Source organism: Endozoicomonas arenosclerae, from assembly GCF_001562015.1.
In the GTDB taxonomy this organism is placed as follows: Bacteria; Pseudomonadota; Gammaproteobacteria; order Pseudomonadales; family Endozoicomonadaceae; genus Endozoicomonas_A; species Endozoicomonas_A arenosclerae.
On the sequence record NZ_LASA01000076.1, the window covers coordinates 1 to 25,530 of the forward strand.

General features: G+C 48.1%; 24 protein-coding genes and 1 rRNA gene. 11 read left to right on the top strand and 14 right to left on the bottom strand.

Features of this window, described 5'->3' with window-relative positions; all coding sequences use genetic code 11:
* From WG89_RS11325 to ftsY, 6 genes are all read right to left on the bottom strand, one after another.
* Positions 1 to 1,065 (bottom strand): 16S ribosomal RNA (locus WG89_RS11325); the annotation flags it as partial.
* A gap of 522 nt (positions 1,066 to 1,587) precedes the next feature.
* Positions 1,588 to 3,042 (bottom strand): hypothetical protein, encoded by a 1,455-nt coding sequence (locus WG89_RS11330; protein WP_062265821.1) that lies wholly within the window; start codon positions 3,040 to 3,042, stop codon positions 1,588 to 1,590.
* A 153-nt stretch (positions 3,043 to 3,195) separates the two neighbouring features.
* Positions 3,196 to 4,053 carry an RNA polymerase sigma factor RpoH gene (gene rpoH / locus WG89_RS11335; RefSeq protein WP_062265824.1) on the bottom strand — a complete coding sequence of 286 codons (858 nt, stop codon included), beginning with the start codon at positions 4,051 to 4,053 and terminating at the stop codon, positions 3,196 to 3,198.
* Positions 4,054 to 4,237: 184 nt separating this feature from the next.
* On the bottom strand, positions 4,238 to 5,281 hold the full coding sequence (gene ftsX / locus WG89_RS11340; protein WP_062265827.1) for a permease-like cell division protein FtsX: 1,044 nt from the start codon (positions 5,279 to 5,281) through the stop codon (positions 4,238 to 4,240).
* A 2-nt stretch (positions 5,282 to 5,283) separates the two neighbouring features.
* Complete coding sequence (ftsE, locus tag WG89_RS11345; RefSeq protein WP_062265830.1) at positions 5,284 to 5,952, bottom strand: cell division ATP-binding protein FtsE; 669 nt, start codon at positions 5,950 to 5,952, stop codon at positions 5,284 to 5,286.
* A 148-nt stretch (positions 5,953 to 6,100) separates the two neighbouring features.
* The gene (gene ftsY / locus WG89_RS11350) at positions 6,101 to 7,510 is read right to left on the bottom strand and encodes a signal recognition particle-docking protein FtsY (RefSeq protein ID WP_062265832.1); all 1,410 of its coding nucleotides are present in this window, start codon (positions 7,508 to 7,510) and stop codon (positions 6,101 to 6,103) included.
* A 353-nt stretch (positions 7,511 to 7,863) separates the two neighbouring features.
* Here ftsY and WG89_RS11355 point away from each other — a divergent pair, with 353 nt between their 5' ends.
* The 3 genes from WG89_RS11355 to WG89_RS29350 all read left to right on the top strand — a co-directional run bounded on the left by WG89_RS11355 (position 7,864) and on the right by WG89_RS29350 (position 9,082).
* Positions 7,864 to 8,214, top strand: coding sequence for a hypothetical protein (locus WG89_RS11355; protein ID WP_153301544.1), 351 nt, complete (start codon positions 7,864 to 7,866; stop codon positions 8,212 to 8,214).
* An 82-nt stretch (positions 8,215 to 8,296) separates the two neighbouring features.
* Entirely contained in the window at positions 8,297 to 8,902 is a 606-nt protein-coding gene (gene rsmD / locus WG89_RS11360) for a 16S rRNA (guanine(966)-N(2))-methyltransferase RsmD (RefSeq protein WP_062265838.1), read from the top strand.
* A 6-nt stretch (positions 8,903 to 8,908) separates the two neighbouring features.
* On the top strand, positions 8,909 to 9,082 hold the full coding sequence (locus WG89_RS29350) for a DUF1289 domain-containing protein (protein ID WP_245662906.1): 174 nt from the start codon (positions 8,909 to 8,911) through the stop codon (positions 9,080 to 9,082).
* Between the two features lie 130 nt (positions 9,083 to 9,212).
* Here the strand turns inward: WG89_RS29350 and WG89_RS31145 are convergent, their stop codons facing one another.
* Positions 9,213 to 9,497 carry a hypothetical protein gene (locus WG89_RS31145; protein WP_172806791.1) on the bottom strand — a complete coding sequence of 95 codons (285 nt, stop codon included), beginning with the start codon at positions 9,495 to 9,497 and terminating at the stop codon, positions 9,213 to 9,215.
* A gap of 426 nt (positions 9,498 to 9,923) precedes the next feature.
* Here WG89_RS31145 and WG89_RS11370 point away from each other — a divergent pair, with 426 nt between their 5' ends.
* Together WG89_RS11370 and WG89_RS11375 are read left to right on the top strand one after the other, a co-directional pair.
* Complete coding sequence (locus WG89_RS11370; protein WP_062265844.1) at positions 9,924 to 11,018, top strand: malate dehydrogenase; 1,095 nt, start codon at positions 9,924 to 9,926, stop codon at positions 11,016 to 11,018.
* Between the two features lie 176 nt (positions 11,019 to 11,194).
* Positions 11,195 to 11,944, top strand: a complete 750-nt coding sequence (locus WG89_RS11375; RefSeq protein WP_062265847.1) for a hypothetical protein — start codon at positions 11,195 to 11,197, stop codon at positions 11,942 to 11,944.
* Between the two features lie 15 nt (positions 11,945 to 11,959).
* Here WG89_RS11375 and WG89_RS11380 read toward each other — a convergent pair whose 3' ends face one another.
* The 3 genes from WG89_RS11380 to WG89_RS11390 form a co-directional block, all read right to left on the bottom strand.
* The gene (locus WG89_RS11380; RefSeq protein ID WP_153301546.1) at positions 11,960 to 12,394 is read right to left on the bottom strand and encodes a group III truncated hemoglobin; all 435 of its coding nucleotides are present in this window, start codon (positions 12,392 to 12,394) and stop codon (positions 11,960 to 11,962) included.
* Between the two features lie 151 nt (positions 12,395 to 12,545).
* On the bottom strand, positions 12,546 to 14,582 hold the full coding sequence (locus WG89_RS11385; RefSeq protein ID WP_062265853.1) for a neutral/alkaline ceramidase: 2,037 nt from the start codon (positions 14,580 to 14,582) through the stop codon (positions 12,546 to 12,548).
* Positions 14,583 to 14,651: 69 nt separating this feature from the next.
* Positions 14,652 to 16,382 (bottom strand): peptidase inhibitor family I36 protein, encoded by a 1,731-nt coding sequence (locus WG89_RS11390; RefSeq protein ID WP_062265857.1) that lies wholly within the window; start codon positions 16,380 to 16,382, stop codon positions 14,652 to 14,654.
* A 198-nt stretch (positions 16,383 to 16,580) separates the two neighbouring features.
* Between WG89_RS11390 and WG89_RS11395 the strand changes: the two genes are divergently transcribed.
* Entirely contained in the window at positions 16,581 to 17,570 is a 990-nt protein-coding gene (locus WG89_RS11395; RefSeq protein WP_062265860.1) for a hydrolase, read from the top strand.
* Positions 17,571 to 17,612: 42 nt separating this feature from the next.
* Here the strand turns inward: WG89_RS11395 and WG89_RS11400 are convergent, their stop codons facing one another.
* A complete protein-coding gene (locus tag WG89_RS11400) occupies positions 17,613 to 18,278 on the bottom strand; it encodes a TetR/AcrR family transcriptional regulator (protein ID WP_062265863.1) in 666 nt (221 codons plus the stop codon).
* A 224-nt stretch (positions 18,279 to 18,502) separates the two neighbouring features.
* On the opposite strand from WG89_RS11400, the gene WG89_RS11405 reads away from it, so the two are divergent.
* The 3 genes from WG89_RS11405 to WG89_RS11415 all read left to right on the top strand — a co-directional run bounded on the left by WG89_RS11405 (position 18,503) and on the right by WG89_RS11415 (position 21,177).
* Positions 18,503 to 19,981, top strand: coding sequence for a coniferyl aldehyde dehydrogenase (locus WG89_RS11405; protein WP_245662907.1), 1,479 nt, complete (start codon positions 18,503 to 18,505; stop codon positions 19,979 to 19,981).
* Between the two features lie 386 nt (positions 19,982 to 20,367).
* Complete coding sequence (coaD, locus tag WG89_RS11410; protein WP_062265866.1) at positions 20,368 to 20,859, top strand: pantetheine-phosphate adenylyltransferase; 492 nt, start codon at positions 20,368 to 20,370, stop codon at positions 20,857 to 20,859.
* A 66-nt stretch (positions 20,860 to 20,925) separates the two neighbouring features.
* Positions 20,926 to 21,177, top strand: a complete 252-nt coding sequence (locus WG89_RS11415) for a YfhL family 4Fe-4S dicluster ferredoxin (protein WP_062265869.1) — start codon at positions 20,926 to 20,928, stop codon at positions 21,175 to 21,177.
* A 46-nt stretch (positions 21,178 to 21,223) separates the two neighbouring features.
* On the opposite strand, the gene WG89_RS11420 is transcribed toward WG89_RS11415, so the two are convergent.
* Positions 21,224 to 22,075, bottom strand: a complete 852-nt coding sequence (locus tag WG89_RS11420) for a pirin family protein (protein ID WP_062265871.1) — start codon at positions 22,073 to 22,075, stop codon at positions 21,224 to 21,226.
* 1 nt (position 22,076) lies between these two features.
* Positions 22,077 to 22,679: an FMN-dependent NADH-azoreductase gene (locus WG89_RS11425; RefSeq protein WP_062265874.1), complete on the bottom strand. Its 603-nt coding sequence runs from the start codon at positions 22,677 to 22,679 to the stop codon at positions 22,077 to 22,079.
* Positions 22,680 to 22,856: 177 nt separating this feature from the next.
* On the opposite strand from WG89_RS11425, the gene WG89_RS11430 reads away from it, so the two are divergent.
* Positions 22,857 to 23,771, top strand: a complete 915-nt coding sequence (locus WG89_RS11430; protein WP_062265877.1) for a LysR family transcriptional regulator — start codon at positions 22,857 to 22,859, stop codon at positions 23,769 to 23,771.
* Positions 23,772 to 24,035: 264 nt separating this feature from the next.
* Positions 24,036 to 25,166: a hypothetical protein gene (locus WG89_RS11435; protein WP_062265880.1), complete on the top strand. Its 1,131-nt coding sequence runs from the start codon at positions 24,036 to 24,038 to the stop codon at positions 25,164 to 25,166.
* On the opposite strand, the gene WG89_RS29355 is transcribed toward WG89_RS11435, so the two are convergent.
* Complete coding sequence (locus tag WG89_RS29355; RefSeq protein ID WP_172806792.1) at positions 25,121 to 25,342, bottom strand: DUF2835 family protein; 222 nt, start codon at positions 25,340 to 25,342, stop codon at positions 25,121 to 25,123. The two genes, WG89_RS11435 and WG89_RS29355, sit on opposite strands and share 46 nt — an antisense overlap.
* Between the last annotated feature and the right edge of the window lie 188 nt (positions 25,343 to 25,530).

Below are 25,530 nucleotides of genomic sequence, written 5' to 3' on the forward strand. Positions count from 1 at the left end.
TGACGACAGCCATGCAGCACCTGTCACTGCGTTCCCGAAGGCACCAATCTATCTCTAGAAAGTTCGCAGGATGTCAAGGCCAGGTAAGGTTCTTCGCGTTGCTTCGAATTAAACCACATGCTCCACCGCTTGTGCGGGCCCCCGTCAATTCATTTGAGTTTTAACCTTGCGGCCGTACTCCCCAGGCGGTCTACTTATCGCGTTAGCTTCGTCACCAAGACTGCAAGAGTCCCGACGACTAGTAGACATCGTTTACGGCGTGGACTACCAGGGTATCTAATCCTGTTTGCTCCCCACGCTTTCGTACCTCAGCGTCAGTGTCAGACCAGAGTGTCGCCTTCGCCACTGGTGTTCCTTCCTATATCTACGCATTTCACCGCTACACAGGAAATTCCACACTCCTCTTCCGCACTCTAGCTGATCAGTTTTGGATGCAGTTCCCAGGTTGAGCCCGGGGCTTTCACACCCAACTTAATCAGCCGCCTACGCACGCTTTACGCCCAGTAATTCCGATTAACGCTTGCACCCTCCGTATTACCGCGGCTGCTGGCACGGAGTTAGCCGGTGCTTCTTCTGCGAGTAACGTCACAGCTGCACAGTATTAATGTACAACCTTTCCTCCTCGCTGAAAGTGCTTTACAACCCTAGAGCCTTCTTCACACACGCGGCATGGCTGCATCAGGCTTTCGCCCATTGTGCAATATTCCCCACTGCTGCCTCCCGTAGGAGTCTGGGCCGTGTCTCAGTCCCAGTGTGGCTGATCATCCTCTCAGATCAGCTACGGATCGTCGCCTTGGTAGGCCATTACCCCACCAACAAGCTAATCCGACGCAGGCTCATCCGATAGCGCAAGGTCCGAAGATCCCCTGCTTTCCCCCTTAGGGCGTATGCGGTATTAATCCGGATTTCTCCGGGCTATCCCCCACTACTGGGCAGATTCCTACGTGTTACGCACCCGTCCGCCGCTCGTCAGCAACTAGCAAGCTAGTTCTGTTACCGCTCGACTTGCATGTGTTAGGCCTGCCGCCAGCGTTCAATCTGAGCCATGATCAAACTCTTCAGTTTAAATCGTTTTGCTTCATGCCCGAGGGCAATCCGCTGCTCAATCTTTTGCAATTAAACGTACATGAATTTACAGGTATGTTCGCTTGCTTGATCAGCATTTAAATCATTTCAAAAGCCGAAGCTTTTGTTGACCGATGCCATTCACACAAGCGCCCACACGAATTGTCTGATATGTTTTTAAAGAACATTGATTAGAACCGGAAGGTTTTAATCGGCTGAATCAGCGGTTGGCGCCGATCAGCGAGACGCTCATCTTACCGTGGCGCCGTTCGTTGTCAAGCGATCATTTTTCGTGGTGAAAAATGAAGCTTTTCAACTCGCTGTGACCGCATCCGTTTAACTCAGTAAGCGTTGCGTTTCTGTCTCAGCGGCGCTGCATTCTACGCGCTTCGATCCGATTGTCAATCACCGTTTTGAACGTTGTTGCAATGGATCGTTGCGTTGCTCGTTAAGAGCGATGCCCCGATCAGTGGAGGCGCATTATACGCACCTTAGTCGGCGGGTCAACATTCAATTTCAAGGCTACTCAAAACCATTTTCTGCTTCATTAAACAGATCAAACTTCAGAGGTTGCTCAAAACGCTCTCTCAATGCTTCAACCATTTCCGGACTGGCTTTAACACTCATTCTTTCCAGATGAACCAATGAACGCCCCCTGGATTCTTTCTCATTGATTAACTCCTGAATACGTCCTTCTAAAAATATCTTCCTTGACGCCTTTGCTCCCGAGAGCTCGCTTACTTCCGTCAACTGCCACAACTCCTTTTGCGCCATGACCAACTCCTCAGGCTCATCTTCCTCACCAAGATCCAATTGTCGACAGATCAAATCATTAAGCTCTTTTGCTGCCTTGATCCTGAAATCAGCCAACTCATTTCCAGAAGACTTAAACGCCAACTCTTGAACAGCTGCCATATATTGCAACAGCCTACTTTCTTTTTGCTGGCACACATTCCGAAGATGTTGATTGACACCATCTGGAATCACCATGCTCCAGATATTCTTCTTCATATAAGCCTTGATTCTCTCAAAGCTTATTTCTTCCGCCTGCTCCCTGATCGTTTCAACAGAAGCTTCCATAAGATGATCAACTTGCTCTGGTAGCCTTTCAACAGCCCCATCCTTCATACAATCAACAAGGTTATCTGCCTCTTCCTCCAATCGAGTACGACAATTTTTCAGTGTTGCAAAGCAGAGATTAATCTTTCCAGGGTCGATATTTGCTGCAGTAACTTTTTCACTCTCCGCCAACAGATCGAAGTCCGGAAAAAGCTTTTCTTGAATGATTAACAGAGGATTAGGTCTTATCAGACAGCCTGAGGCACTTTTGGATATGACTGAGCTAATCAATTCCCCTTGATGCGTACCTGCATCCATAACTCTTAACAGAGCCATCAGTTCAGCAAGAAATGTCCCCTTTTGACTCAAACGTTCCTGCCCTCTGGCATCAAGAGCGACTGAATCCAAAGCAGACCTTGCATGCTCCATCAGATCTGTCACATCAAATGACTCCCTACCTTCAAGCGTTGTTTTTAAAGCCAGGCTCTGCCTCAAGTCATATAAAGAGTGAACTGCAGCAGCCACATCCTCAGCCTCAATAGCCATGACCAGGGAATTCATTGCTTCAATTGACTGAGCCCCGTTTTTTAATTGCAGCTCGCTTCTTTTGGCCTGCAGAACCTCTGGATTTGTCTGTAAATCTTCAGGTCTGGTTACGAGGACAGGTGATTCAGACCGAACAAAAGCCCGATGACCCGGCTTTACTTTGGGCGACACATAAAAGATTTCTATCAACCGATCTGAGATCAGCTTGCGCCCAACCTTTCTAAGCCCCCGGCCAACAACAACCAGTTTTTTACCCACATAGCCAAGTTTTATTTCATAGCCAAAGAGCCTGACAGTCTCTGACTGAGGGGATTTTTTAGGACTTCCAGGGGGTTCCTGACTGGGAGGGGGCGTTCCAGGCCGTTCAATCATCGCTTCATCCTGAGCTGTGCTATTTATTTTTCGAGAGCCTTATTAAGAAACTATAGATAACAACCCCCCTACCCTCTATTAATTCCCCCAAACAAAAACACCCGCAACAAAGTGCGGGTGTTTTATAAAAGTGACTACATATGAGTAGGTAGATCAGGCTTCCATTGAGCCTTTCACTTTCTTCATCGCATTCTTTTCCAGCTGCCTGATTCGCTCAGCCGAAACGCCGTAATGATCAGCAAGTTCATGGAGCGTCGCCTTATCTTCACTCAACCAGCGCTTTTGAAGGATATCCCTGCTGCGCTCATCCAACGTAGCAAGAGCATTTCTTAGCAGGTTAACCGATGACTCTGACCAGTCAGAATCTTCCAGCTGACGAGCCGGGTCAGCACGCTGATCTTCCAGGTAATGAGCAGGTGCCACATAAGCCCCGTTATCATCACTGTCATCCGCATAACCGTCAAAGGCAGTATCCTGACCCGCCATACGCCCTTCCATCTCACGCACAACCTTGGCTTCTACACCAAGGTCATTAGCTACAGCCTTAACTTCATCATTGCTGAGCCAGGAGAGATGTTTTTTGGAGCTGCGAAGGTTAAAGAACAACTTACGCTGTGCTTTGGTGGTGGCCACCTTCACAATACGCCAGTTCTTCAGGATGAACTCATGAATTTCAGCCTTCACCCAGTGAACAGCAAAAGAGACCAGACGCACACCCACTTCAGGGTTGAAACGTTTTACGGCTTTCATCAGGCCTACGTTACCTTCCTGAATCAGGTCAGCCAAAGGCAGCCCATAGCCACTGTAGCTTCTGGCTATATGAACAACAAAACGCAGATGAGACATAACCAGCTGACGGGCAGCTTCGAGATCATTCTCATAGTACAGACGTTCTGCCAGACCTTTTTCCTGCTCAACAGACAACACAGCTATAGCGCTGACCCCCGTTACGTAGGCATCTATATTCTGCCCCGGGACTAACATATCAACTGGTTGTAAACTGGTACCCATCACTAACTCCGGTTAAGTGCCCATTAGACACTCGACTAAATTCAAACTCCAAAAACAACTGATTGGTTTTCAATTCAATAATAACAAAAATCAGGCTTTCTGACCCAAGCTACTTTACGCTCTTTTACGATTAAAGTACTACTAAAACAGGGATAAAACCGCTAAACCCCGTGAGACAAACCATCTAGACTGGCTGCCCCTCAATATTCCGAATATGACGATAGCAGCTCACTGCTGCACCTGCCACTCCCAGAAAAACACCCGCTGCCAATAATGAGAAGAACATAGCAAAACCTGGCCCTTCAGGCGTAAAGCTGCTTCCATAAAGCGAAGCTAACTCCAATACACTGGACATCACGCCCATCAGAACAGCAATAATGATCAACAAGGCTAACAGAGCACCGCCCAGACCATACCACACTCCCATATAGAGGAATGGTAAAGTCACAAAGCCATCAGTACCGCCTACCAGCTTGATGACTTTAATTTCAGCCCGACGACTCTCCACACTCAGACGTACAGTATTACCTATCGTCAGGAGCACGATAATCCCAAGAAGTCCTGACAATATGACGGTAAAACGCTCAAGCAGCTGGGTGATGGATTGCAACCGCTCAATCCATTCCTGATCAAGACGAGCCTCCATGACACCTTGTTTGACCTGATACTTTTTCATCAGTTCATCTAACTGTGCAGTATTCAGGCCTTGCCTTGGAGTTAACTCCAGCACTCCGGGTAGAGGGTTAAAGCCCAGAGCATCAATAACACCTCTCATTTGAGCTCGTTCCTGAAAGTCTCTCAGACCGTCATCCGGACTGATATAGAGAAACTGCTCAATATCCGGATCATCCCGGGCATCCACTCTCAGGCGGTTAATCTGGTCACGCCCCAACTCACTTTCCAGATACAGCGAAATCCGGGGCTGCCCCTCCCAGCCATGACCCAGAGTTTGTAGATTATTCACCAGCAAAATCAGTATGGCGGGCAGGGCAAAGGCCACCGCAATCATCAGACAGTTCAAAAAAGAAGCAAAGGGTGTTTTGAAAATGCGCCGCAGTGAATCCCCTGCCACCTGGCGATGGAGACTCTTCAGATAGGCCATGGAGAAGCCTGTAGCCTCTCTTCTTTCTGCCCCTCTTTCCACTGTTTCTAACTCACGAGGAGAAACTGCTTCTCGCTCCTGCTTCCGGCTGCCATCCTTATTTCGGACACTCTTTCGTGGAAACACGCTTAACGCACCTCCTGATCATTGACCAGGTGCCCCTGATCCAGGGTCAAAATTCGATGGCGCATACGGGCAACCAACGCCAGATCATGACTGGCCACCAGGACGGTAACACCCACCTGGTTAAAATTCTCAAACAGCTTCATGATTTCCGCAGAAAGATTGGGATCAAGGTTACCGGTAGGTTCGTCAGCCAGAATCAGTGGTGGTCGATTAACCACGGCTCGAGCCAGACCTACTCTTTGCTGCTGACCACCAGAAAGCTGAGCCGGATTCATTTTCTCTTTATCCAGCAAGCCAACCATATCCAGGGCAGCACGAACCCTTCCTGCACATTCATGTCGGGTGTAACCGGCAATAATCAGGGGCAAGGCAACGTTTTCGAAAACGGAACGATCGAAGAGCAGCTGGTGATCCTGAAAAACCAGCCCGATATTGCGGCGAAAATAGGGAATCTGTCCACGACTCAGTTGAGCCGTATCATGGCCACCCACCCAGATACTTCCGGAAGTAGGTTGCTCCATCAGCATGATCAGTTTGAGCAGGGTACTTTTACCTGCTCCGGAGTGTCCGGTAAGAAAAGCTATTTCACCCCGGTGCAAATGAAAGCTGGTTTGCTCCAGCCCCACATGACCTCCGGGATAACGCTTGGTGACATTGTCAAAGCGTATCATTCAGGCCTTCCCTGCTTCTTTATTGGTTTTGCTCATGGCTGTTTATTCTATCCGGGCAGAGCCCAATGAGAACTAGCCCGGATATCCAGAAATCTCTCTGCCTGTAAGGTGAAGCAACTCCCACCTTACAAACAGATCATCAGGCAGGTTACGGCTCAACCGGATCAAACAGGGCTTCTACAAACTCATCAGCAGAGAACGGTCTCAGATCATCGATCTGTTCCCCAACACCCAGGAAGCGGATGGGCAACTGCATTTGTTTGGACAGTGCAAACACCACCCCACCTTTTGCAGTGCCGTCCAGTTTGGTCAGAGCCATCCCGGTCAGGTTCACAGATTCATGGAAAATCTTGGCCTGATTAAGAGCATTCTGTCCTGTCCCGGCATCCAATACCAGCAGTACTTCATGAGGAGCAGAATCATCCAGCTTGCCCAGAACCCGCTTAACCTTACGGAGTTCTTCCATCAGGTTGTCTTTGTTGTGCAGACGACCAGCAGTGTCGGCAATCAATACATCAACACCCCGAGCTTTGGCGGCTTCAAAGGCATCATAAAGTACGGAAGCACTGTCAGCACCGGTGTGCTGGGCAATGACCGGAATGTCATTGCGTTCACCCCAAACCTGTAACTGCTCAACCGCTGCAGCACGGAAAGTGTCACCAGCCGCCAGCATCACCTTGCGACCTTCAGCCTGAAGCTTGCGAGCTACTTTACCGATGGTTGTGGTTTTACCAACACCGTTAACGCCCACAACGAGAATAACGTAAGGCGTTTTTTGCTCATCAATCACCAGCGGTTTGTCTGCTGGCTCAAGAATTTCCTTAAGTTCTGCCTTGAGCGCACTAATCAGGGCATCCGCATCATTCAGCTCGCGGTACTTCACCTTTTTGGTAAGCTTCTGGATGATTTCAGTAGTGGCTTCTACACCAACATCGGAAACCAGCAGCTGGGTTTCCAGCTCTTCCAGCAGATCTTCGTCAATTTCTTTTTTACCGACGAAGATTTCAGCCACACCATCAACAAAAGCATTACGCGTTTTGCCGAGACCACGCTTCATGCGGGCAAAAAAGCCCTTCTTCTCTTCCTGAGGCTGAACAGTTTCCTGAACAGCAGGAGTCGCTTCAACTTCAGCAGGAGTCTCTTCAGCTTCAGTAGGAGCCTCTACTTCTTCTACTGCTTCAACAGCAGGAGCTTGGGCTACAACTTCCGCAGGCTCTTCAACACTGGCTGCCGAGGGTTCAACAGGTGCAGCTTCAGAAACGGGGGAGACCTGCTCCTGAGGCTTAATTTCCTCGGCTATTTCAGAGGTCACAACCTCTGCTTCCGGTTCCTGTACAGGTTCCACCTGCACGGGCTCGACAGAAGTCACTTCTTCTGTCTTTTCTACAATCTGCTCTACAACTTCAGCTTGAACAACTTCCTCTTGGGGAGCTGCCAGCTCAGCTTTCGGACTCTCTTCTACTACCTGGGCAGGCTCGCTCTTTTTTTCTTCTTTGCGTCCCCAGGGCCAAAAACGTCGCTTAGCCGTTTTCTCATCACTTTTGCGAGAACCGAACATAAACTACTTCATCAGAATGGATTAAAAGGGTCACCGTATAAAAGCAGGTGGGTCTATTGAGTGGTGTATCCTATCTTACAGCTATTAACGAATGAAGCGTTTACCGTGAAAAATCTTTCATAGCCAGAGTATGAAAGGTCGTTTCCAGTACTGATACTTTCATACAACGAAAATACCTGTCACCAGTCCTTATTGCCTAAGTATTGTTCAGTATCACCGGGTACTGCGAACTTTCCGTCTGTTTATATGTCCAAGGACCTCGCACTAAAACATTAAGGGCTATATTGGATTCAGCACGTATGCTGCCAACAGTTGCCTGTTGGTATAGCCAACCCAATAATAGAGTCACCATCATGGACCAGGATCAACCTATCTCCAGCAGACGGATGCTCTACTGGAGCCTGGCAGTGATTGCAGCAGTTCTGACACTGGGTTACTTCGGTCACCAGACTCCGGATAATCCGCAACATAAGCGTTGTTACTACAACAGTCATTGTCTGGCACCTAAAGAAGCATCACTGAAAGTTCGCCCTATTGATCACGGCCCGTTTATCGACCTGGAGGTTGAAGTTTCCGACGGGCTCTCACAGAGATTTCCTCCCAGTATGGCCTGCAAGCGACCCGGTGAAACGGAACCTGCTAGCAGCCTGCTGGAAATACTGGTATCTCCTCAGAAACCTGTGGTTATCTCTTTGGGTAACTGATGTACAATCGCCCCAGTTTTTTACCGTAGAAAATCTTCTGTTTTAAGGTTTTTTCGCTCAAGGCTGTTAACTGGAGTGATCAATGGCACGACGACCTGCCGTCAAACAACGTCCCAACAAAGGGGGCGGACAATTAAGAATCATTGGCGGCCAATGGCGAAGTCGAAAACTGCCCGTAGCAGACCTGCCCGGCTTGCGACCCACTTCGGATCGGGTAAGAGAAACCCTGTTTAACTGGCTGGCACCTTATGTGCCGGGCGCAAGGGTTCTTGATTGTTTCAGTGGTACCGGAGCCCTGTCTTTTGAGTCTCTGTCCCGTGGTGCCAAAGAAGCCGTTATGCTTGAAGCCGCACCAGAGGCTGCTTCAATCCTTAAAAAGAATCTTGATACCCTTCAGGCCGAAAACGCCAGAGTGATTCGTACAGACAGTTTGAAGTGGTTGCAACAACCCGCAGACCAGCCCTATGACCTGATTTTTCTGGATCCGCCTTTCAGACAGGGATTGCTGGAAGAAACCTGCCAGCTTCTTGAAGGCAATGGCTACATCAATAAAAACACTCTGATTTACATTGAAGTAGAGAAAGAACTTTCTCCTCTGCCTGTCCCTGCCAGCTGGTCCCTTTCAAAATCAAAAACAGCCGGTCAGTTGAGTTATTACCTGTTAAGCGTTGAGCAGCTGGAAGCATAAAGAATTATGAGTGAAGTACAGTCCCCTTGTATCCGCCAGTGTGCACTGAACGAAGAGCAGGTATGCACAGGCTGCTATCGTAGCCGTGGAGAAATTGCGCGATGGAGCCGTGCCAGCGAAGACGAGCAAAAGGAAATTGTGCTTAATGCCCTGAAACGCTCAGACACCCAAAGACGCTAAGTCTTTTTAATAGAGGCTTTATCCTACTGAATCCATGGCAGAGTTTTCACTCTGCCTTTCACCGCCTCAGGGATTTAGAAGCTGGCTCATCCATTCTTTGGTAAACCGACGCAATAAATTCAGACTCCTCCTAATACCACTGGAGCAGGAGCTGATACCCCGTTGTTGAATTGAGCAATTCATCATAAAGCTCCAGAAGGCCTGCAAGAAAAGGCTGGGGAAGATCCTCATACCAGCTATCGTCTATCGGCAGAGCTTCTATATCTTCGCCTGTATCATTAATCAAATCGCTGTATAGAAAGAGGATCAAATGGTAAAGGTGAGAGTGAGGGTCCAGCAGGTTACTGCCTTCAACTTCCTGAGCCAGAAAGTTCACCAAACTGATGGCAATCCCTTTTAAAATAAACAGTTTCAATAATGATTTCTTTTTACAATCTGAACAGACGGATTCTGTCGGCTGCTTTTTTTCGGGCGGATCAAACGCACCATTTCCCAGAATTTGAAGGGATTTAGTAGAAGAAGAGGGGCCGATGTCAGGGGGGTTGAACAGAAAACAAGGAGGATTCTGTCGATACAAATCAATTCCGGCCTGCAGAGAAATATCAGTTACAGGATTCATCCAGAACGCCGAGAAAATGAAAGCACTGACCGGGCTCAAAGCACCACACTCGTCACTCGATATACGCTAACAATAGCTGAACGAGCGATACAAATCCTATCACCAAAAAACAACATCCCCCACGCGATAGTGGACTTAACCTATCGTTCTAGGTAACCTTCTCGCCGCTGAGAATATTCAAAAACAGCCTCTTTTCAGACGAGAACTCTAAGGAGTGGTCACATGAAACAACCCGTCCGTATCGCAGTCACAGGTGCAGCAGGTAACATCAGTTACTCCCTTCTGTTCAAAATTGCTGCCGGTGAAATGCTGGGCGCGGATCAGCCAGTTATTCTGCAACTGGTTGAGATTCCTCAAGCTATGGACAAGCTGCGTGGCGTGGCCATGGAACTCGAAGATTGCGCATTCCCGCTGGTACACGGCATCAGCCTGCACGACAATCCATTCGACGGCTTCCGTGGCATTCACTATGCCATGCTGGTAGGCGCTCGTCCTCGTAGCAAAGGCATGGAGCGTGCAGACCTGCTGGAAGCTAACGCTGTTATCTTCGCCGAGCAAGGTAAAGCCCTGAACGAAGTAGCTAACCGCGACGTTAAAGCTCTGGTAGTAGGCAACCCTGCCAACACCAACTGCCTGATTCTGTCCCGTAACGCTCCAGACCTGGATCCTTCCCAGTTCTGTGCAATGACCCGCCTGGACCACAACCGTGCCAAAGGCATCCTGGGCAACAAGCTGGGCGTTAACCCATCCGACATCGACGGTGTTTGCGTTTGGGGTAACCACTCTCCAACCATGTACCCTGATGTACATCACGCTACCGTTCTGGGCGAAGAGTCCGCAATCAGCCAGATTGACGAGAGATGGTACAAGGAAGATTACACACCTCGCATCCAGAAGCGTGGTGCTGAAATCATTGAATGGCGTGGCCTGTCTTCCGCTGCTTCTGCCGCTCAAGCTGCTCTGGATCACATGCATGACTGGGCTCTGGGCAGCAACGGCGAAGTGGTCAGCATGGGTATCATCTCCGACGGCAGCTACGGCGTAGCCAAAGGCATTTACTACTCCTTCCCATGTGTCTGCGAATTCGGCAGCTACCAGATCATTCAGGGTCTGGAGATTAACGAATACGGTCAGAGCATGATGAAGAAGACCGAAGAAGAACTGCTGAGCGAGAAAGCCGCTGTAGATCACCTGCTGCCAGCTGAAACTGCAGAGTCTCGCGAGAACCTGAGAAAGTCTGACCGTACTGGCCAGACCGCCTTCGATAACGGCCTGGACAAGGCTGATATCTACTACAAGGCTGATCGCATCTGCTGATCAGACTGGAGCCTGACCGAGAATAGACAGCTCGGTCAGGCTCCCAGGAGCTGATCCCCTCAGCTCCTGTTTCTCATCTTTCTGCAAACCCCCGCCTCATTTACTAGTCTTAGATGCTTTAGTCACCATCCGGCGATCTCAGGATGCTTTCATGCGCACGACTGTTGTTACTTATTGTGTCTTTTCTGCTCGGCCTGCATTCTTCAACGATTCTGGGAGATCAAAAAGAGAAACAGGAAGACGAGTCAGACGAAAATAGTGCTCACTTGGAAGTGCCTGATGAAGAACCTGAAACAACCATCTGCCTGGAAACACTGACGATCCGCTTTCCAGATGAGAAAGAATTTGTCAAAAACCTCTCCCGTTTTCTACAGGAAACAAATCAGGACTGTATTGAGTTGGTTTCAGATCCGAACCACCAGCCTGATGAGAGCAATTTTAATAGCTATGTAATCCCAGAAACAGCTAGCACTCCCCTACCTCAGAACCAGAGACGGATTCTCCAGGGCAGGTTGCTTGACTGTCTGTTAGACAACCGTTCCTGTCTAAACTTCAACAAACAAGCCATGGGCTATTGGTATCAGGATGGTAGTTCTGGAGGAATATTTATACCGTCCACGGCAGAACAAAACGATTCATCTCAAGAAGCGATAATGAATATGTTTCTGGGTATTTTCAGGAACCTTTTACGACTGTTCTTGATGCTACCGGAACCCAGTGAAGGAGATCGTGAAGACGCCTCTGAAGAACAGGGAAGACCTATCTTTCGATCGTATAGAAATGAGCTCAGAAGAAGAGCTGAAAGAAGGAGCCGGAGAGAGCAAGCCAGTAATCCTTATAAACGCAATCGTGATCGCAGTAGAAGCCCCATTCGTAAACGGCCAAAATCCGACAACTCAGAAAGGCCCAAATACAATGAAAGATAATACTACTGAGTTATTTTACCTCTGTCTTTCAACCCTACCCGTCCTTTTTTCCAACTCCACACCTTCTGTCATTAGTGGGACTCGTCTGGTTATCTGCCTATCCAGATTATGGGCAATGCCTTCGGCGAAATGTTTGGCTCTTTCGGCTACCTCTCCTGCAAACAATTCATCCACTGTGCTTTTGAAAATTGACAGCCACTGCGACATAAAAGCCGGTTCAAACGGAATCTTCTGAAACAGATTCAGGTGAGGTTGCAGTGCATTACCCCTGTAGTGCTCAGTGCGCAGCAACAGAGATTCCCAGAAAGTAAACATAACGGGTAAGTGATTTGGCCAATCAACTTCAGCGACTTCATCGAAGATTGGCCCTAATACCGCATCATCACGAATATGCTGATAGAACTCGCTGATCAGTTGATGAACATCCTGAGGGGTTTCAATATCTTTCATGGTAAAGCCATCTCGAGTAGCTTGATTGATCTTAATTCTAATACTAAAACCCATAACATGCATTTATTTTGCACATTATCAATTAATGCTCTCTTTTTCTGACTTATAAATAGAAAAGCAGAGCCAAACCTCAGGCTCTGCTCCCTAAAAGTCAGTTCACCTTGAACTCAGGGCTAACTCCTGTGAACGGCTTGATCTTGCCGGTAAAGATGGTCTTTTTATCACCCTTGTGAACAATCCTGTAGGTTCCTGCAGGAGTCCCTTCGGGAATAAACCACTTGATACGGGCCTGACTGGTTCCCCAGAAACCGTCTATCCGTTTCCAGATGTACTGGGTTTCCCAGTCATTGTCTGTCGCCACAACCTGCCAGTTACTGCCTACTTTGCGTTGTACTTCAACAAACGTATCCATGGTTTTAAGATTGTTTCTTGGGTGCCCGGTCCAGAACCTGACCTTGACCTTCTCTCCCGCCTTGTAGGATGCATAAACTTCGGAAGCATCCACCAGCTCACCAAAAGATTTGCCGATCGGCGTCTGGTCATGAACTACACCGGTCGTAAAGTTTGCCTGGAAGCCACTCAGATCACGAGGTTCAGGTCCAGACACAACGTTTGCACCAGACTTCATAGCAGTAGCCATATCGTTAAATGTCTGACGATAAGCAGGCAACGTCCAGGGACCAAAATGGGTAGAGCCGCCTTCATAATGCTGCTTCGCATACTCTTCCGGTGTCGTTACATAACCGGCATAAGCATTGGAAAGCCCGGCAATGGTCGAGTAATGAATGTCAGGCATTACATCTGTCACCTCCTGCCTGATTCTCCGACCGGACATAACTGTAAACTCTCCAGGCACAGCCAGAATCGCGAACTGACCTATACGCAGGATGGAAGCTGGAAGAACCTCAGGCGTCCAGGGAACAGGGAAGGCTTTGCCCGTTGCCAGAAGTACAGGCTTGGGTTTGTGGCACTCTCTATCCGCCTCCGATGGGAAAAACAGTACCGTAGACAGAATACTTGAGATAACGGTAGGTTGAAGCTGACCTTCATGCCAGGTATCTCCTGCGGGTCTGCCATCTTCAGTGCCTGCTGCGAAGGAATAGCCTAATGCTGCAACACAGGTGTTGCGGCTTTGGCCATCTGCAAAGTAGCGTCCATCAACACTCTGATTGCTGTAGTCCCTAAAAGCATGGCGGAAATCGATAGGTCCAGATAGCTGCTCACCGGTTCCGTTGAAGATATCCCAGGCTTTATCAAACTGCCGTTCACCAATAATACGAGTGTTTTCAAACTCATCCTCAGTGGGCCCTTTGCCATTGAGCCAGAGGTTAGACGTCATATCCCCATTATTGGACTGAGCAAAAGCCGCTACAAAATGATCATGGCCGGAAGCCGCCATCTTTCTCTCAAACAGATATTGGGCGTAGCCTTTGTTATCCGAAGAAAGCAGAGTATTTTCCATAGTCATGGAGACCGGGTGAACAGCAAACCAGCTGATCATGCCAACAGGTTGATCCCCTCGCATAAATCTCAGAACTCTCATATCCGGATCAATGCTGGAGCCATAGTGTTCACGCTCCTGGAGCGGGTTATTGTTGTAAGCAATCAGACTGCGATTCATGCTGGCATTATCAAGCTGACCACTGGCATACAAAACCCGACCCGGTGCCAGATTTTCATGGGCCAATTCTACAGCCTTGAGAATACCCTCAACCATGGCATCGTAGTTCTGCTCAATAAAACCACCGATAGTGAAGTTGTAGAGTGTGTAGTGAGACTGACCACCTACAGCAGCATGAGTATGAGTGGCTGACAGCACTATATTTTCTGCTGAATACAACCCCGGATACCGACTTTCAAGTGCCTCGGAAACCTTCTGATTGACGGCTTGAAACACCATCCCAGCATCCACATTTACGAATACCACTCGCTTGCCATTGGGCTGACCAATGATAAAAGTCCGGGCGAACTGCCGATTATGTATCCCAGAACTTTTTTGCGCCGTATCGGCGTAACCCATCATCCCTATTTCTGCAGCAGTGCCTGTAACATCCCACTTGCCGATACCGATCAGATAATTATCGGTCGTTGCACGACTGCCAGTAGCAAAAAACATCAGAGAAAAAGTCAGGAGCAAAAAACCACTCAACCTGGCGGTCAATAATGTCGCTATCTTATTGCGAATCATGATTTGTCCATTCTTATTATTTTTCGATGCTGGCTATCCGTGTATGGATAGCCGAATGAAAAGCCACTTCTACCGGCTGCCCAGATCATTCCAGCGACCCGCCTTCCAGGCGCCAGAGTCAACAGCAAAATTGATATGGGTAGTCGAGTGGGTTCCCAGAACCTTTCTTAACTGCTTCGCTTCAGCAGCATTGAGAGGCACATCAAAAGTAGAACCAGGGAACTCAGATGGACAGACAGACGCTCCCTGTTGAACCTGACCACTGCCTGAAGAGATTTGCCAGCTTCCATTGGATAAACGACAGGCATAAGGCAGATCCTGATTCCAGGCAAGCTTCATAAATCGATTGCCTGTCGATTTGAAAACAGCGATTCGACCGTGAGCAAAAGCATTGTAGGTATCTTCAGGACCGACTGCCCAGAGCTGCTTATTCAGTCGTCCTGAACTCTTATCCAGATCGCTTTCTTCAAGCATATCCAGACCAAAGGCATTCACGCCGTTTTCTATACCCACTCTGGCTTCATCCGCCGAAACCACATCATGACAAAAATGGTTATGGCACTCCTGGGATCTCAGAAAACGATCAGCATCGGTATAGTCACGATTTACATCAATAGAAGCGACACCAATATTCTTTTCAAAACCACTGCCCAGCATCACTCCCGGGATAGTACCGCAACCGGTGGAACCACCACTTTTGTAGAAGAATACCCGCTTGCCACTTTGTCTGACCTGTTCGAAAGTCAGGTCCATAGGGACGGTTTGACAACTGCTGATGGTATAAACGGAGTCTCCCATCCATTCAATGTCCTTCTGCAGCTGCTGATAGCCTTTGTTATCTCCTTTGATATCATCCTGCAGGAAGAAAAATACAACATCATTGTCGTCAGCCCCTTTGAGCCAGCTGTCCACCTCTGCCAACATCCTTCTCATGGTGGTTTCTTTCTGGCCACAATCCGTTGAGTGACAGACTCTCAGATAGTTACTGCCCGCCCTGACGTCAAGCTCAAAAAACCGGACACCCAGCTGCAACTGCTCAATCATGGCTCTTCTATGGTTAGGCCCGGGAATCAGCTGTGCACTGAAATAGGCGGTACTGTTAAAAGCATTATGAGAAGCAAGCACCGTGGTTTGACGAACTGGAGCTCTATAACCAAGCGACTCATTGATATCCAGAGCCAGCTCCTCAGCGGAAGCACTTCTTGCAGAGACTTTGAAAGAATCAATATTATCTTCCAGCCAGTCACCGGGCCTTTTCTCCAGATTTGAAGTACTGCGGGTGAGGGTTTTGTACTTTTTACCTTTATTGAATTCCGGGTATTCAAACACCTCAACATTGGACTTGCCCGCCACAATCATGGAAGAAGCCTTGTTTCTTCCCAGAGCGAAGTGATTGAGATCACTGGCTGACTGACCCTCTTCAAGGCAGACAGGTGTTCCACGAAACCCGGGATGTTCAAAAAGACAGGCAAAGTTGCCACTCTCACGAGAACGAACCTTGAATGAACTGATGGCGTCATCAAGATCATCCATCTTGTAGGTATTGGCCATAACGACGGTTTTTTTACCACCGTAGCTACCATGCTCATAGATGGTTACATAAGCATCGCCGTACAGTCTTATAGAAGAAATCCTGTCATTGGGCGACGAGCCTATCCAGCCAACATCACCCTGGCCGTAACACCATTCTGACCCCTGATACTCAGGATGTTCGTAAAAACAGACTTTATTGTCCTGTGCAGAAGCAGCCTGACTTCCCAATGCGAGAAGCAGGCAGCAGCCGAGCGTTTTAATTTTCATTTTGTCAGTGCCAATATTTATTTTTATTATTTTGGTACTAAAGTACCAGTTTCAGGCTGTACGCATCGAATGATCCGCAACAGTCCCGTAAACGTATTAAAACAAAAAGATATGTATTTTTGTTTACTTTTTATCCTCTTATAATCGAACGTCTTTTGTCGAATACTTTTCTTTCGTGACCGGGCACCTGATTTTGAAATGAGCGCTACTTCATTGTTTCAACCTAACTTCTGGATTTCAGGCCCACACCGACAGACGCTCTGGTCACCACTGGTTCGCAAAAGCCAGGTACCCGAGAGAACCCGGGAACGACTGAATCTGGAAGATGGGGACTTTCTGGATCTGGACTGGTGTGGAAGTCATCAGGACTCACCGTTGGTTATTTTGCTCCACGGACTGACGGGCAGCTCCAACTCAAAATACATTCTGGGCTTGCAGCACCAGTTGCTTGAGCGCAACTGGCAGAGTGTTGCTGTAAATTTTCGCAGCTGCAGCGGAGAACCCAACCGTTTACCCCGCAGCTACCATTCCGGTGACAGCAAAGAACTTGAAAGTATCCTGAATGTCATGAGCCGCCGTTTTCCAGGACGAACAATGGCTGCTGTGGGTTACTCACTTGGTGGCAACGTGTTGCTCAAATACCTGGGAGAACAGGCTAGAAACTGCCCCTTAACCTGTGCTGTCGCGGTTTCTGTCCCTTTTCGGCTGGATATCTGTGCGGCCAGAATGAACATCGGTCTTTCTCGCATCTACCGGGACCGGTTTCTGAGAGATCTGTATCAGCAAGCTTACGACAAAATTGACATGTTTCAGGAACAGGGAAAAAGAGAAGAAGCGGAACAATTGTCAAAACTGATTTGCGGCACCCAAATAAAAACATTTGAAGAGTTTGATCACCGGATCACAGCACCGCTCCATGGCTTCAAAAGTGGTATGGATTACTATCAACGCTCAAGCAGTCGCTACTACCTGAAAGACATTGCCCGGCCTACTCTGATCATCCACTCAGAGGACGATCCCTTTATGACTCATAAAGCACTGCCCACAAAGGGAGAGCTGTCTCAGGATATACGTTTTGAACTCACACCTTCGGGTGGACATGTCGGCTTTATCAGAGGCTCCATTCTAAATCCGGACTACTGGCTGGAAGAACGGATTCCTGCTTTTCTGGAGAGTTATTTGTCGTGAGCATTCTACCCTGTGAATAAACCTGACGGCCTTTGAAGACAGTCAGATTTTCTGGCGCAGAATACTCATAGGTACATAGTACTCACTCAACAACTCTTTAAATTCTGATTCTGCAGCATCACTGATATAAGGCCGGTCCATCAAAAGGATTTGATAAAAAGCTCTTCGGAACAGCTGCTTTGGCAGCACTTCGCCTTCTTTCAGAAAAGCAGCGGTCACCAGCTCCTGCCAACTGCTCAGAACCATAAAGTTATTCAACGCAAGGGCTTCAACTTCATGCTCCTGCACTCTCATGACACCTGACGACACCAGGCCGGTAACAATACCTTCGAGAGTTTGCAGGGAGAGCCGGGCAAACTGCTGATAAACAGCCCGGAGTTCATTGCTTCGGTTCATCACACCATGTACGTCCCGGTATATAAAACGGAACTCCCACATACCCGCCAGAGCGGCTTCAATGAATATTCGTTTATCCTGAAAATCCATAGGACGGTCATCCGGAACCGTAATTCGGGTCGCTATGCTGTCAATCAAACGCTGAAAGAGCGCCAGGATAATCTCGTCTTTATTCCTGAAGTGGTAGTAGAGGTTCCCCGGTGAGATCCCCAGATCTGCAGCAATATGGTTGGTGGTAACCGCCCTTTCACCCTGGTCGTTGAAGAGCTCCAGAGCCCTGTCCAAAATGCGATCCCGAGTTTTAACAGCCATAGTTACCCTTGAAATCCTGCCAACAAATCGATAAATTCCAGTTTAGAGTAATTACTCTAAACCAGATTGAGTCAAGCATAAAGCCAGAAGCAACCGGTGTCAGCCAATCAGTACTTCGACAACCACCTGCTTCGTTAACGCCCCCTGGGGCCTGAGCGAGATAAACTGCTCAGTCGAACTCCAGGCATAAAATAAGAACAGATCTGCCTAAGGAGACCTGCATCATGAGCGTTACTGAAATTGATCAGCCTACAGAGACGAGGTCATCGGATCAAATGACTAACGATATATCCACCAGCCAGATAGCAGGTATGAAATCTTCTCTGGAAGCTCAGCGACAGGCGTTTCAGAAACAGCCCAGCCCCTCTCTTCAAGAACGTCGGGAATGGCTGAAAAAACTGAAAGAAGGTTTGAAGAAGCATCAGAAAGCTCTGGTTGACGCTATGAACCGGGACTTTGAAGGCCGTGCCGAAACAGACTCTCTGCTGGCCGAGTTCATGCCCTCTTTCACCTCCATCGATTATTGCAGCAAGAACCTGGCTAAATGGATGAAGCCCAGTAAGCGACATGTATCCATTACATTGCAACCAGCATCGGCCAAGGTGATTTATCAACCTCTGGGCGTAGTGGGTATTGTTGTACCTTGGAACTATCCACTCTTTCTGGCCGTAGGCCCCCTGGCAACCGCTCTGGCTGCGGGTAACCGTGCCATGATCAAAATGTCAGAATTCACTCCGGCCACCTCAAAACTGTTTGCCGAAGTCATTGCCGACATCTTCCCATCCGACCTGGTTACCGTTATCAATGGTGAAGCAGAAGTAGGTGCAGCTTTCACCGCTATGCCCTTTGACCATATTCTCTTTACCGGCTCCACACAGGTTGGACGACATGTCATGTCGGCTGCGGCTAAAAACCTGACGCCTGTTACTCTGGAACTGGGCGGCAAATCACCCGTTATCATTGACGACGACTTCCCGATACAGGAAGTGGCTGAGCGTGTTTGCTACGGAAAATCTCTCAATGCCGGGCAAACCTGCGTTGCACCGGATTACATACTGGTGAAAAAGCAGCGCAAGGAAGAGTTTGTAGAAGCCTATCTCAAGGCGTTCAGCAGCATGCACCCTTCCGTTAACAACAGTAAAAACTACACCGCAATTATTAACGAAAGACAGCATGAGAGACTGTTGAGCCACCTGGAAGATGCCAAAAGTAAAGGGGCTGAAATCAGAGTGGGCAATAACGAGGAAATAACAGATGGTTCCCGCCGTCTACCTCCCCATCTGATCCTGAATGCCACTGAAGACATGAGTGTTATGCAGGAAGAGATCTTTGGCCCTCTGCTGCCGATCATTGAAATAGACAGCATTGATGAAGCCATTCAGTTTGTTAACGAACGTGCCCGTCCATTGGCTTTGTATTACTTTGGAGAAAATCGCGCGACACAAGATAAGGTTCTGACACAAACCCACTCCGGCGGTGTTTGTCTGAACGAAACCCTGTTCCATGTTGCCATTGACGATATGCCATTTGGTGGTGTCGGCCCCTCGGGTATGGGTCACTACCATGGGCATGAAGGCTTCCAGACACTTTCGAAGGCTAAAGCCGTCTTTAGCAAGGGACGATTCAACAGTGCCCGTTTTATCTTCCCTCCCTATAACACCTGGCTGAAGAAGAATATGATCAAGTTCCTGTCAGGATCATAAGCCAGTTACTGATAAAGCAGTTTGGATATCCGGCCTTTTGAGAGGTCGGATTCCAACTATCTGGACCACGCCTTTTGCTTACTCTGCCTTTTTTAGCCATATCATTTACTACCTCATTCCAGCTTTCTACGGACCAAAATGCATGAAAAAGGCAGCTATCTCGCAGGCAAGACAAAGTAAGTCAGGTACTTGGGTTTGTCACCCATGTCTGATTTCGCTACCATTCGCCCCTTAATGTTCAGGAATACTCATCATTCCGGGCATCAAAACATTTGTGAAGTCATAGAGTTTTCGGACACAGGCCATCCCCTTCGTTGTGCAATCAATGGGAGCAGGTCAACCGAGCTCAAAGGCTTCCTGGGACATCAGCAGGAAATGCACTTTCAATGAGCAAGGTAATCTACCCCGGCACTTTTGACCCTATTACCAAAGGCCATCTGGACCTTGTGGAACGGGCTGCAAGAATTTTTGATGACGTGGTCATTGCGGTGGCAGAAAGCCCCAAGAAAAAACCTCTGTTTGATCTGAAGACACGGGTTGCACTGGCAGAGGAAGTCACAGCTCATCTTGATAACGTTTCTGTGACCGGCTTCAGCTCCCTGCTGGCCCACTTTCTGGAAGAGCAGAAAGCCACGGTCATCCTCAGGGGACTCAGAGCCGTTTCTGACTTTGAGTATGAGTTCCAGATGGCGAACATGAACCGGATTCTGGCTCCCAGCGTAGAAAGCCTGTTCCTGACACCTGCTGAGCAATACTCCTATATTTCTTCTACTCTGGTACGAGAAATCGCCTCACTGGGTGGAGATATCGACAAGTTTGTTTCTCCCTGTGTTCAGGTAGCCCTGAAGGAAAAGTTTGGCCCAAAAGCCAATAGCTGATAGAGCACCCTGAGCTACGGGTGACGGCTTGAGCTGAACAGCTCAGGCGGAAGTGGAGATTACATCATGTCCCTGATCATTACTGATGATTGCATCAACTGTGATGTCTGCGAGCCAGAGTGCCCCAACAGTGCTATTTCTCCCGGTGAGGAGATCTATGAGATTGATCCTAATCTTTGTACTGAGTGTGTGGGCCACTATGACGAGCCTCAGTGCCAGCAGGTTTGCCCTGTCGACTGCATTCCCAAAGACCCGGACAATGTCGAGTCTAAGGATGAGTTAATGGAGAAATACCTGATTATCACGGCTGCAGCCTGATAATAACGGCAACTATTTTGGAGCCTGTCCAGAAATAGACAGGCTTCTAATCCAGAAACTCTCCTCGCTGATACTCTTGAACCGCCTGCATCACTTCTTCCCGGGTGTTCATCACAAAAGGTCCGTACTGAACCACCGGCTCATTCAGCGGGTTACCCGCCAATATCAGAACCCCGGCTTTCTCTTCAGCACTCAGCTCCAGCTCATCACCTTCTGAAAAAACGCCCAATTCCGAATTACCAATTATTCGACCCGATTTGCTGCCCACTTTTACCTGACCACGGTAAACAAACACCATCAGTTTTTTCTGACTCAAAGGCAGAGTCATAGTCCCATTGCCGTCAAATACTAAATCCAACAGCAAGGGTTCAGTAATCTCTCTCTTCAGTGGCGCGGATAGCTGCTCGCCATCAATTTCCAGCTCTCCCAGCAACAACCTTCCGGACCATCCTGCTTCTGAAAAGACGGGCAGATCTGATGCTTTGATATCACTGTATTCTGGTGGACTCATTTTCTGTGCAGCAGGCATATTCAACCAGATTTGAAAACCGTGCAGCTGATCGTTTTCAGGAACAGGCATTTCAGAGTGAACAATCCCTCTTCCAGATTTCATCCACTGCACACCACCTGACTGAATGGTTCTTTGATTGCCCAGATGATCCTCATGTCTGAAACCACCGACTTTCATATAAGACAAAGTCTCAATACCGCGATGGGGATGAGCTGGAAATCCGGCACCCAGATCACCGGAACCGTCTGCCTTGATCTCATCCAGCATCAGAAATGGGTCCATCAACTGATGTGAGCCCGTCCCCATCACTCTTTTAAGTTTTACGCCAGCCCCATCGGAAGCGGGCCTGGCGGAAACTACTTCCAGTAAACTTCTTACTTCAGTCACTTCACGCCACCAGCTGATCGATTCTTTCTGCGGCTTTATCCAGCGCAACGTCTCTTGTATCGCCTCCTTTAGCCAGCCCTTCTGCATAGATAAACTCAACGTCGGTAATGCCAATAAAGCCCAGAAAGTGTTCAATCAGAGCAGTTTGTGTATCCATAGGAGTTCCGTGATAGACACCGCCTCTGGCCGCCAGAATGTAAGCTTTTTTGCCTTGCAAAAGGCCTTTGGGTCCTTGCTCGGTATAACGGAAAGTTATGCCGGCACGGGCAATGTGATCAAAATAGGTTTTCAGTGTGGATGGCATGGTGAAGTTATAAAGAGGTAACCCCATCACCAACACGTCGGCTTCATTCAGCTCTTTAATCAACTCATCTGACAGTTGTACAATTTTTTTCTGTTGTTCATTTCGCTCCTCGTCAGGAAGACCAAACCCCTGAAAACTTTCAGCGGTCAGGTGAGGAATAGGCTTGGAAACCAGATCACGATAGATCACTTTGTCCACGGTTTGGGCTTGAACAAACTTTTCAACAAACTGTCTGGATAATTGTCCAGACTGCCCTTCGGCGCCAAACAGGCTGGAATCAATATGCAGGATAGTGCTCATGTCTTATCTCCGGATTATTTATCAGTGGAAGCTAGCTGACCCTTGAAGGATCAACTAGCTTTCTTCGCTCAAGGCTGTTAGTAACATTTGTTAATACTCAATTTAATATCGATTTTTATGGATAAAAAGCGCAAAATACTCCGCATAACTATCGAATTATTAGATTAAAATCAGCCTATGGCCAAAGTTACCCTGGAACAGTGGCGAATGCTGCATGCTGTGGTTGAGCATGGCGGCTTCGCACAGGCAGCCGAAGTTCTGCACAAAAGTCAGTCAACAGTCAGCTATGCCGTCAACAAGCTCCAGCAGCAACTGGATGTTGAAATTCTGGTCATCAAAGGCCGTAAGGCCGAGCTGACTGAAGCGGGTAGGGTTCTTATCCGTCGCTCCCAATCCCTGCTCAAAGAATCAGAAGCTATTGAAAAGGTGGCTGACAGCCTGTCCCAGGGCTGGGAAGGTCGTATTACTCTCGGTGTGGATGTTATATTCCCGCCCAAACTGCTTTCCACTTGTCTGAAAAGACTGTCTACCGAATGCCAGCAAACCCATGTTGAACTGGTTGAAACCGTTCTTTCAGGCACAACAGATATGCTGGCTACCGGTCAGGGCGATTTGGTGATCAGCGGCTTGGTTCCCCAAGGGTTCATGGGAGAGCCCTTGATGAAAGTGACCTTTAAGGCTGTGGCCCACAAAGATCACCCTCTACACCAGTCAGGAAGACCTCTGAGCCTGGACGACCTCAAGCAGCATCGACAGATTGTCATCAGAGATTCAGGCATTAAACGACAAGATGCGGGTTGGCTTGAGGCTGTTGAAAGGTGGACAGTCAGTCATATCAGCACATCTGTCAGAATGATTTCGGAGGGCCTGGGTTTTGCCTGGCTACCGACATCCCACATAGAAAAAGAACTTGAATCTGGCTTGCTAAAACCCCTGGACTTGTTGCCACACGGTTCACGACGCCATCAGATCTATCTGATCTACTCTGACCAGGACTATGCCGGACCTGCTGTAAAAGCTCTGGCGGATATTTTCAAGGAAGTTTGCGCTGCACCTCTGGACAGTCAAATCCTGACGACAGATGCTGTTTAGTGCAACCAAACGTTAATGATCATACACACTCCGCTCATCCTGAGCTTGTCGAAGGATACTGGTATGCACTTCGACAGGCTCAGTGCGAACGGTATGGGGTTTAGCGCTTAGATGTACCAAGAGCCTGTTCGCTAACTCTGAATAGATCTATTTATTGGTCTATCTTGCTGTTTCATAGCCACTTTCCAGCGCAATGCCATTGATAGCGCCTTTTGAAAAGTGATCTAAGCTGGTACAGCAAAGCAACTGACTAACTAAAAAATAATGAAGCACGTACTGCTTGCCTTGCTGCTCTCAAGCTCCTTCGTGGGAGCTTCAGATACCTGTCCAAACCGGCACCTCATTGAAGTGTTTGCGCGTCATTTCGAATATGATAAACCTATTAACGATGCCGACATCTATCAGATAAAAAATGATAAAAATTCATACGTTGGCAAAACCGATGATAACGGTATTCTCTTTTTTGAAGTCTCCGACCTTAAACCTTTCACCCTTTATATAGAGGTTGATGATGGTTATTTCAGCTACCCTCGTATCCACTCAGGCTATATAGAGCCGAGAGTAAAACTATACACGGGTGAAAACCAGCGAGTAACTTTCCAGGTTCCCACGACTTATATTTACGCTTTACTGGAACACTCTATGCGCTACCGCTTCACCTCAGAAGCTTTGCCCGGGAGATGTCACGTTGTCACAACAGTCACCCCACATGACAAGACACTGAAAGATTGCCCCCATGGGTTAAAAGATGCTGTTGTGGAACTGACGCCAAGCACTCATGAAGGTCAATACTATTTTGACATGATCAGCTTTGGTCCATTTAGCTGTAAAACAGACCTGCCGATTAACATGCTCGTCTACAGCCACATTAATAACATTTATAACCGTTTCACGGATCCACTGGCCATTTTTTCCGGTGACCGTCAGGTGTACCCGCCTCTAGAGTCGTTATCTCTGGATAAGACCTCAGAAGATGGAGGGGTTATGCTGTTAAATGTTAAGCCCAGTAAAGACCCCTACACCATTAAAGTGACTCACCCGAGATACACGCTGACTGAAGCGAAGTTTATCTGCCACCCTGACGCCCTGATAAATATCAGCCCACCACAAGGTCCCAGGGTCATTTCGAGTACCGCTACCGATTGTCCAGAAAGTCAGACAAAGGATTGGAAAAACTCAGACGAGTTTGTCTGGCTGGAACAATGCTGGATGTTCGAAGTGACACCGTTTCTAAAAACCATACACAATGGATCGAGAAACACTTTGGGCTCAGATAGGGGTGAACAATGCTGGCGTACAGAAGTCAGCCCCATGATGAGACTGATTCAGATACACGCAAGGAAAGAGGCTCAGCCAATCCTTCGAAGCTCTCCCAGCTTCCCGTCGGACCCGTAAGAGATTTCGAAAGTACCGTGAACGCCCTCACGGGTTACGAACTTCAGCAGGATGTCATAGGGCAGGCTCATACTGAAGCCTTCCCGGGTATTCACCTGCACCCGGTTTTTCTTGCCCTGATAATATTGCAACACCTGTTGCGAATTCAGACTGATAGAGAAGGTGGCCTTATTCATCTCGGACTCCATTCCTCATGTTCAATCAAGCTCTCTTGAATATAAAAAGCTCTGGAAAGTTGATCAACTGTCAAAATCCCAGATCTGTATTATTTTAGCTTGAAAGTATTTTCCTCTCCAAAGAGACTCTCATCTCTCTGAAGCTTTATACATCTGGCCCTTCAAGAGTCTAAAAATTGACGCATCCA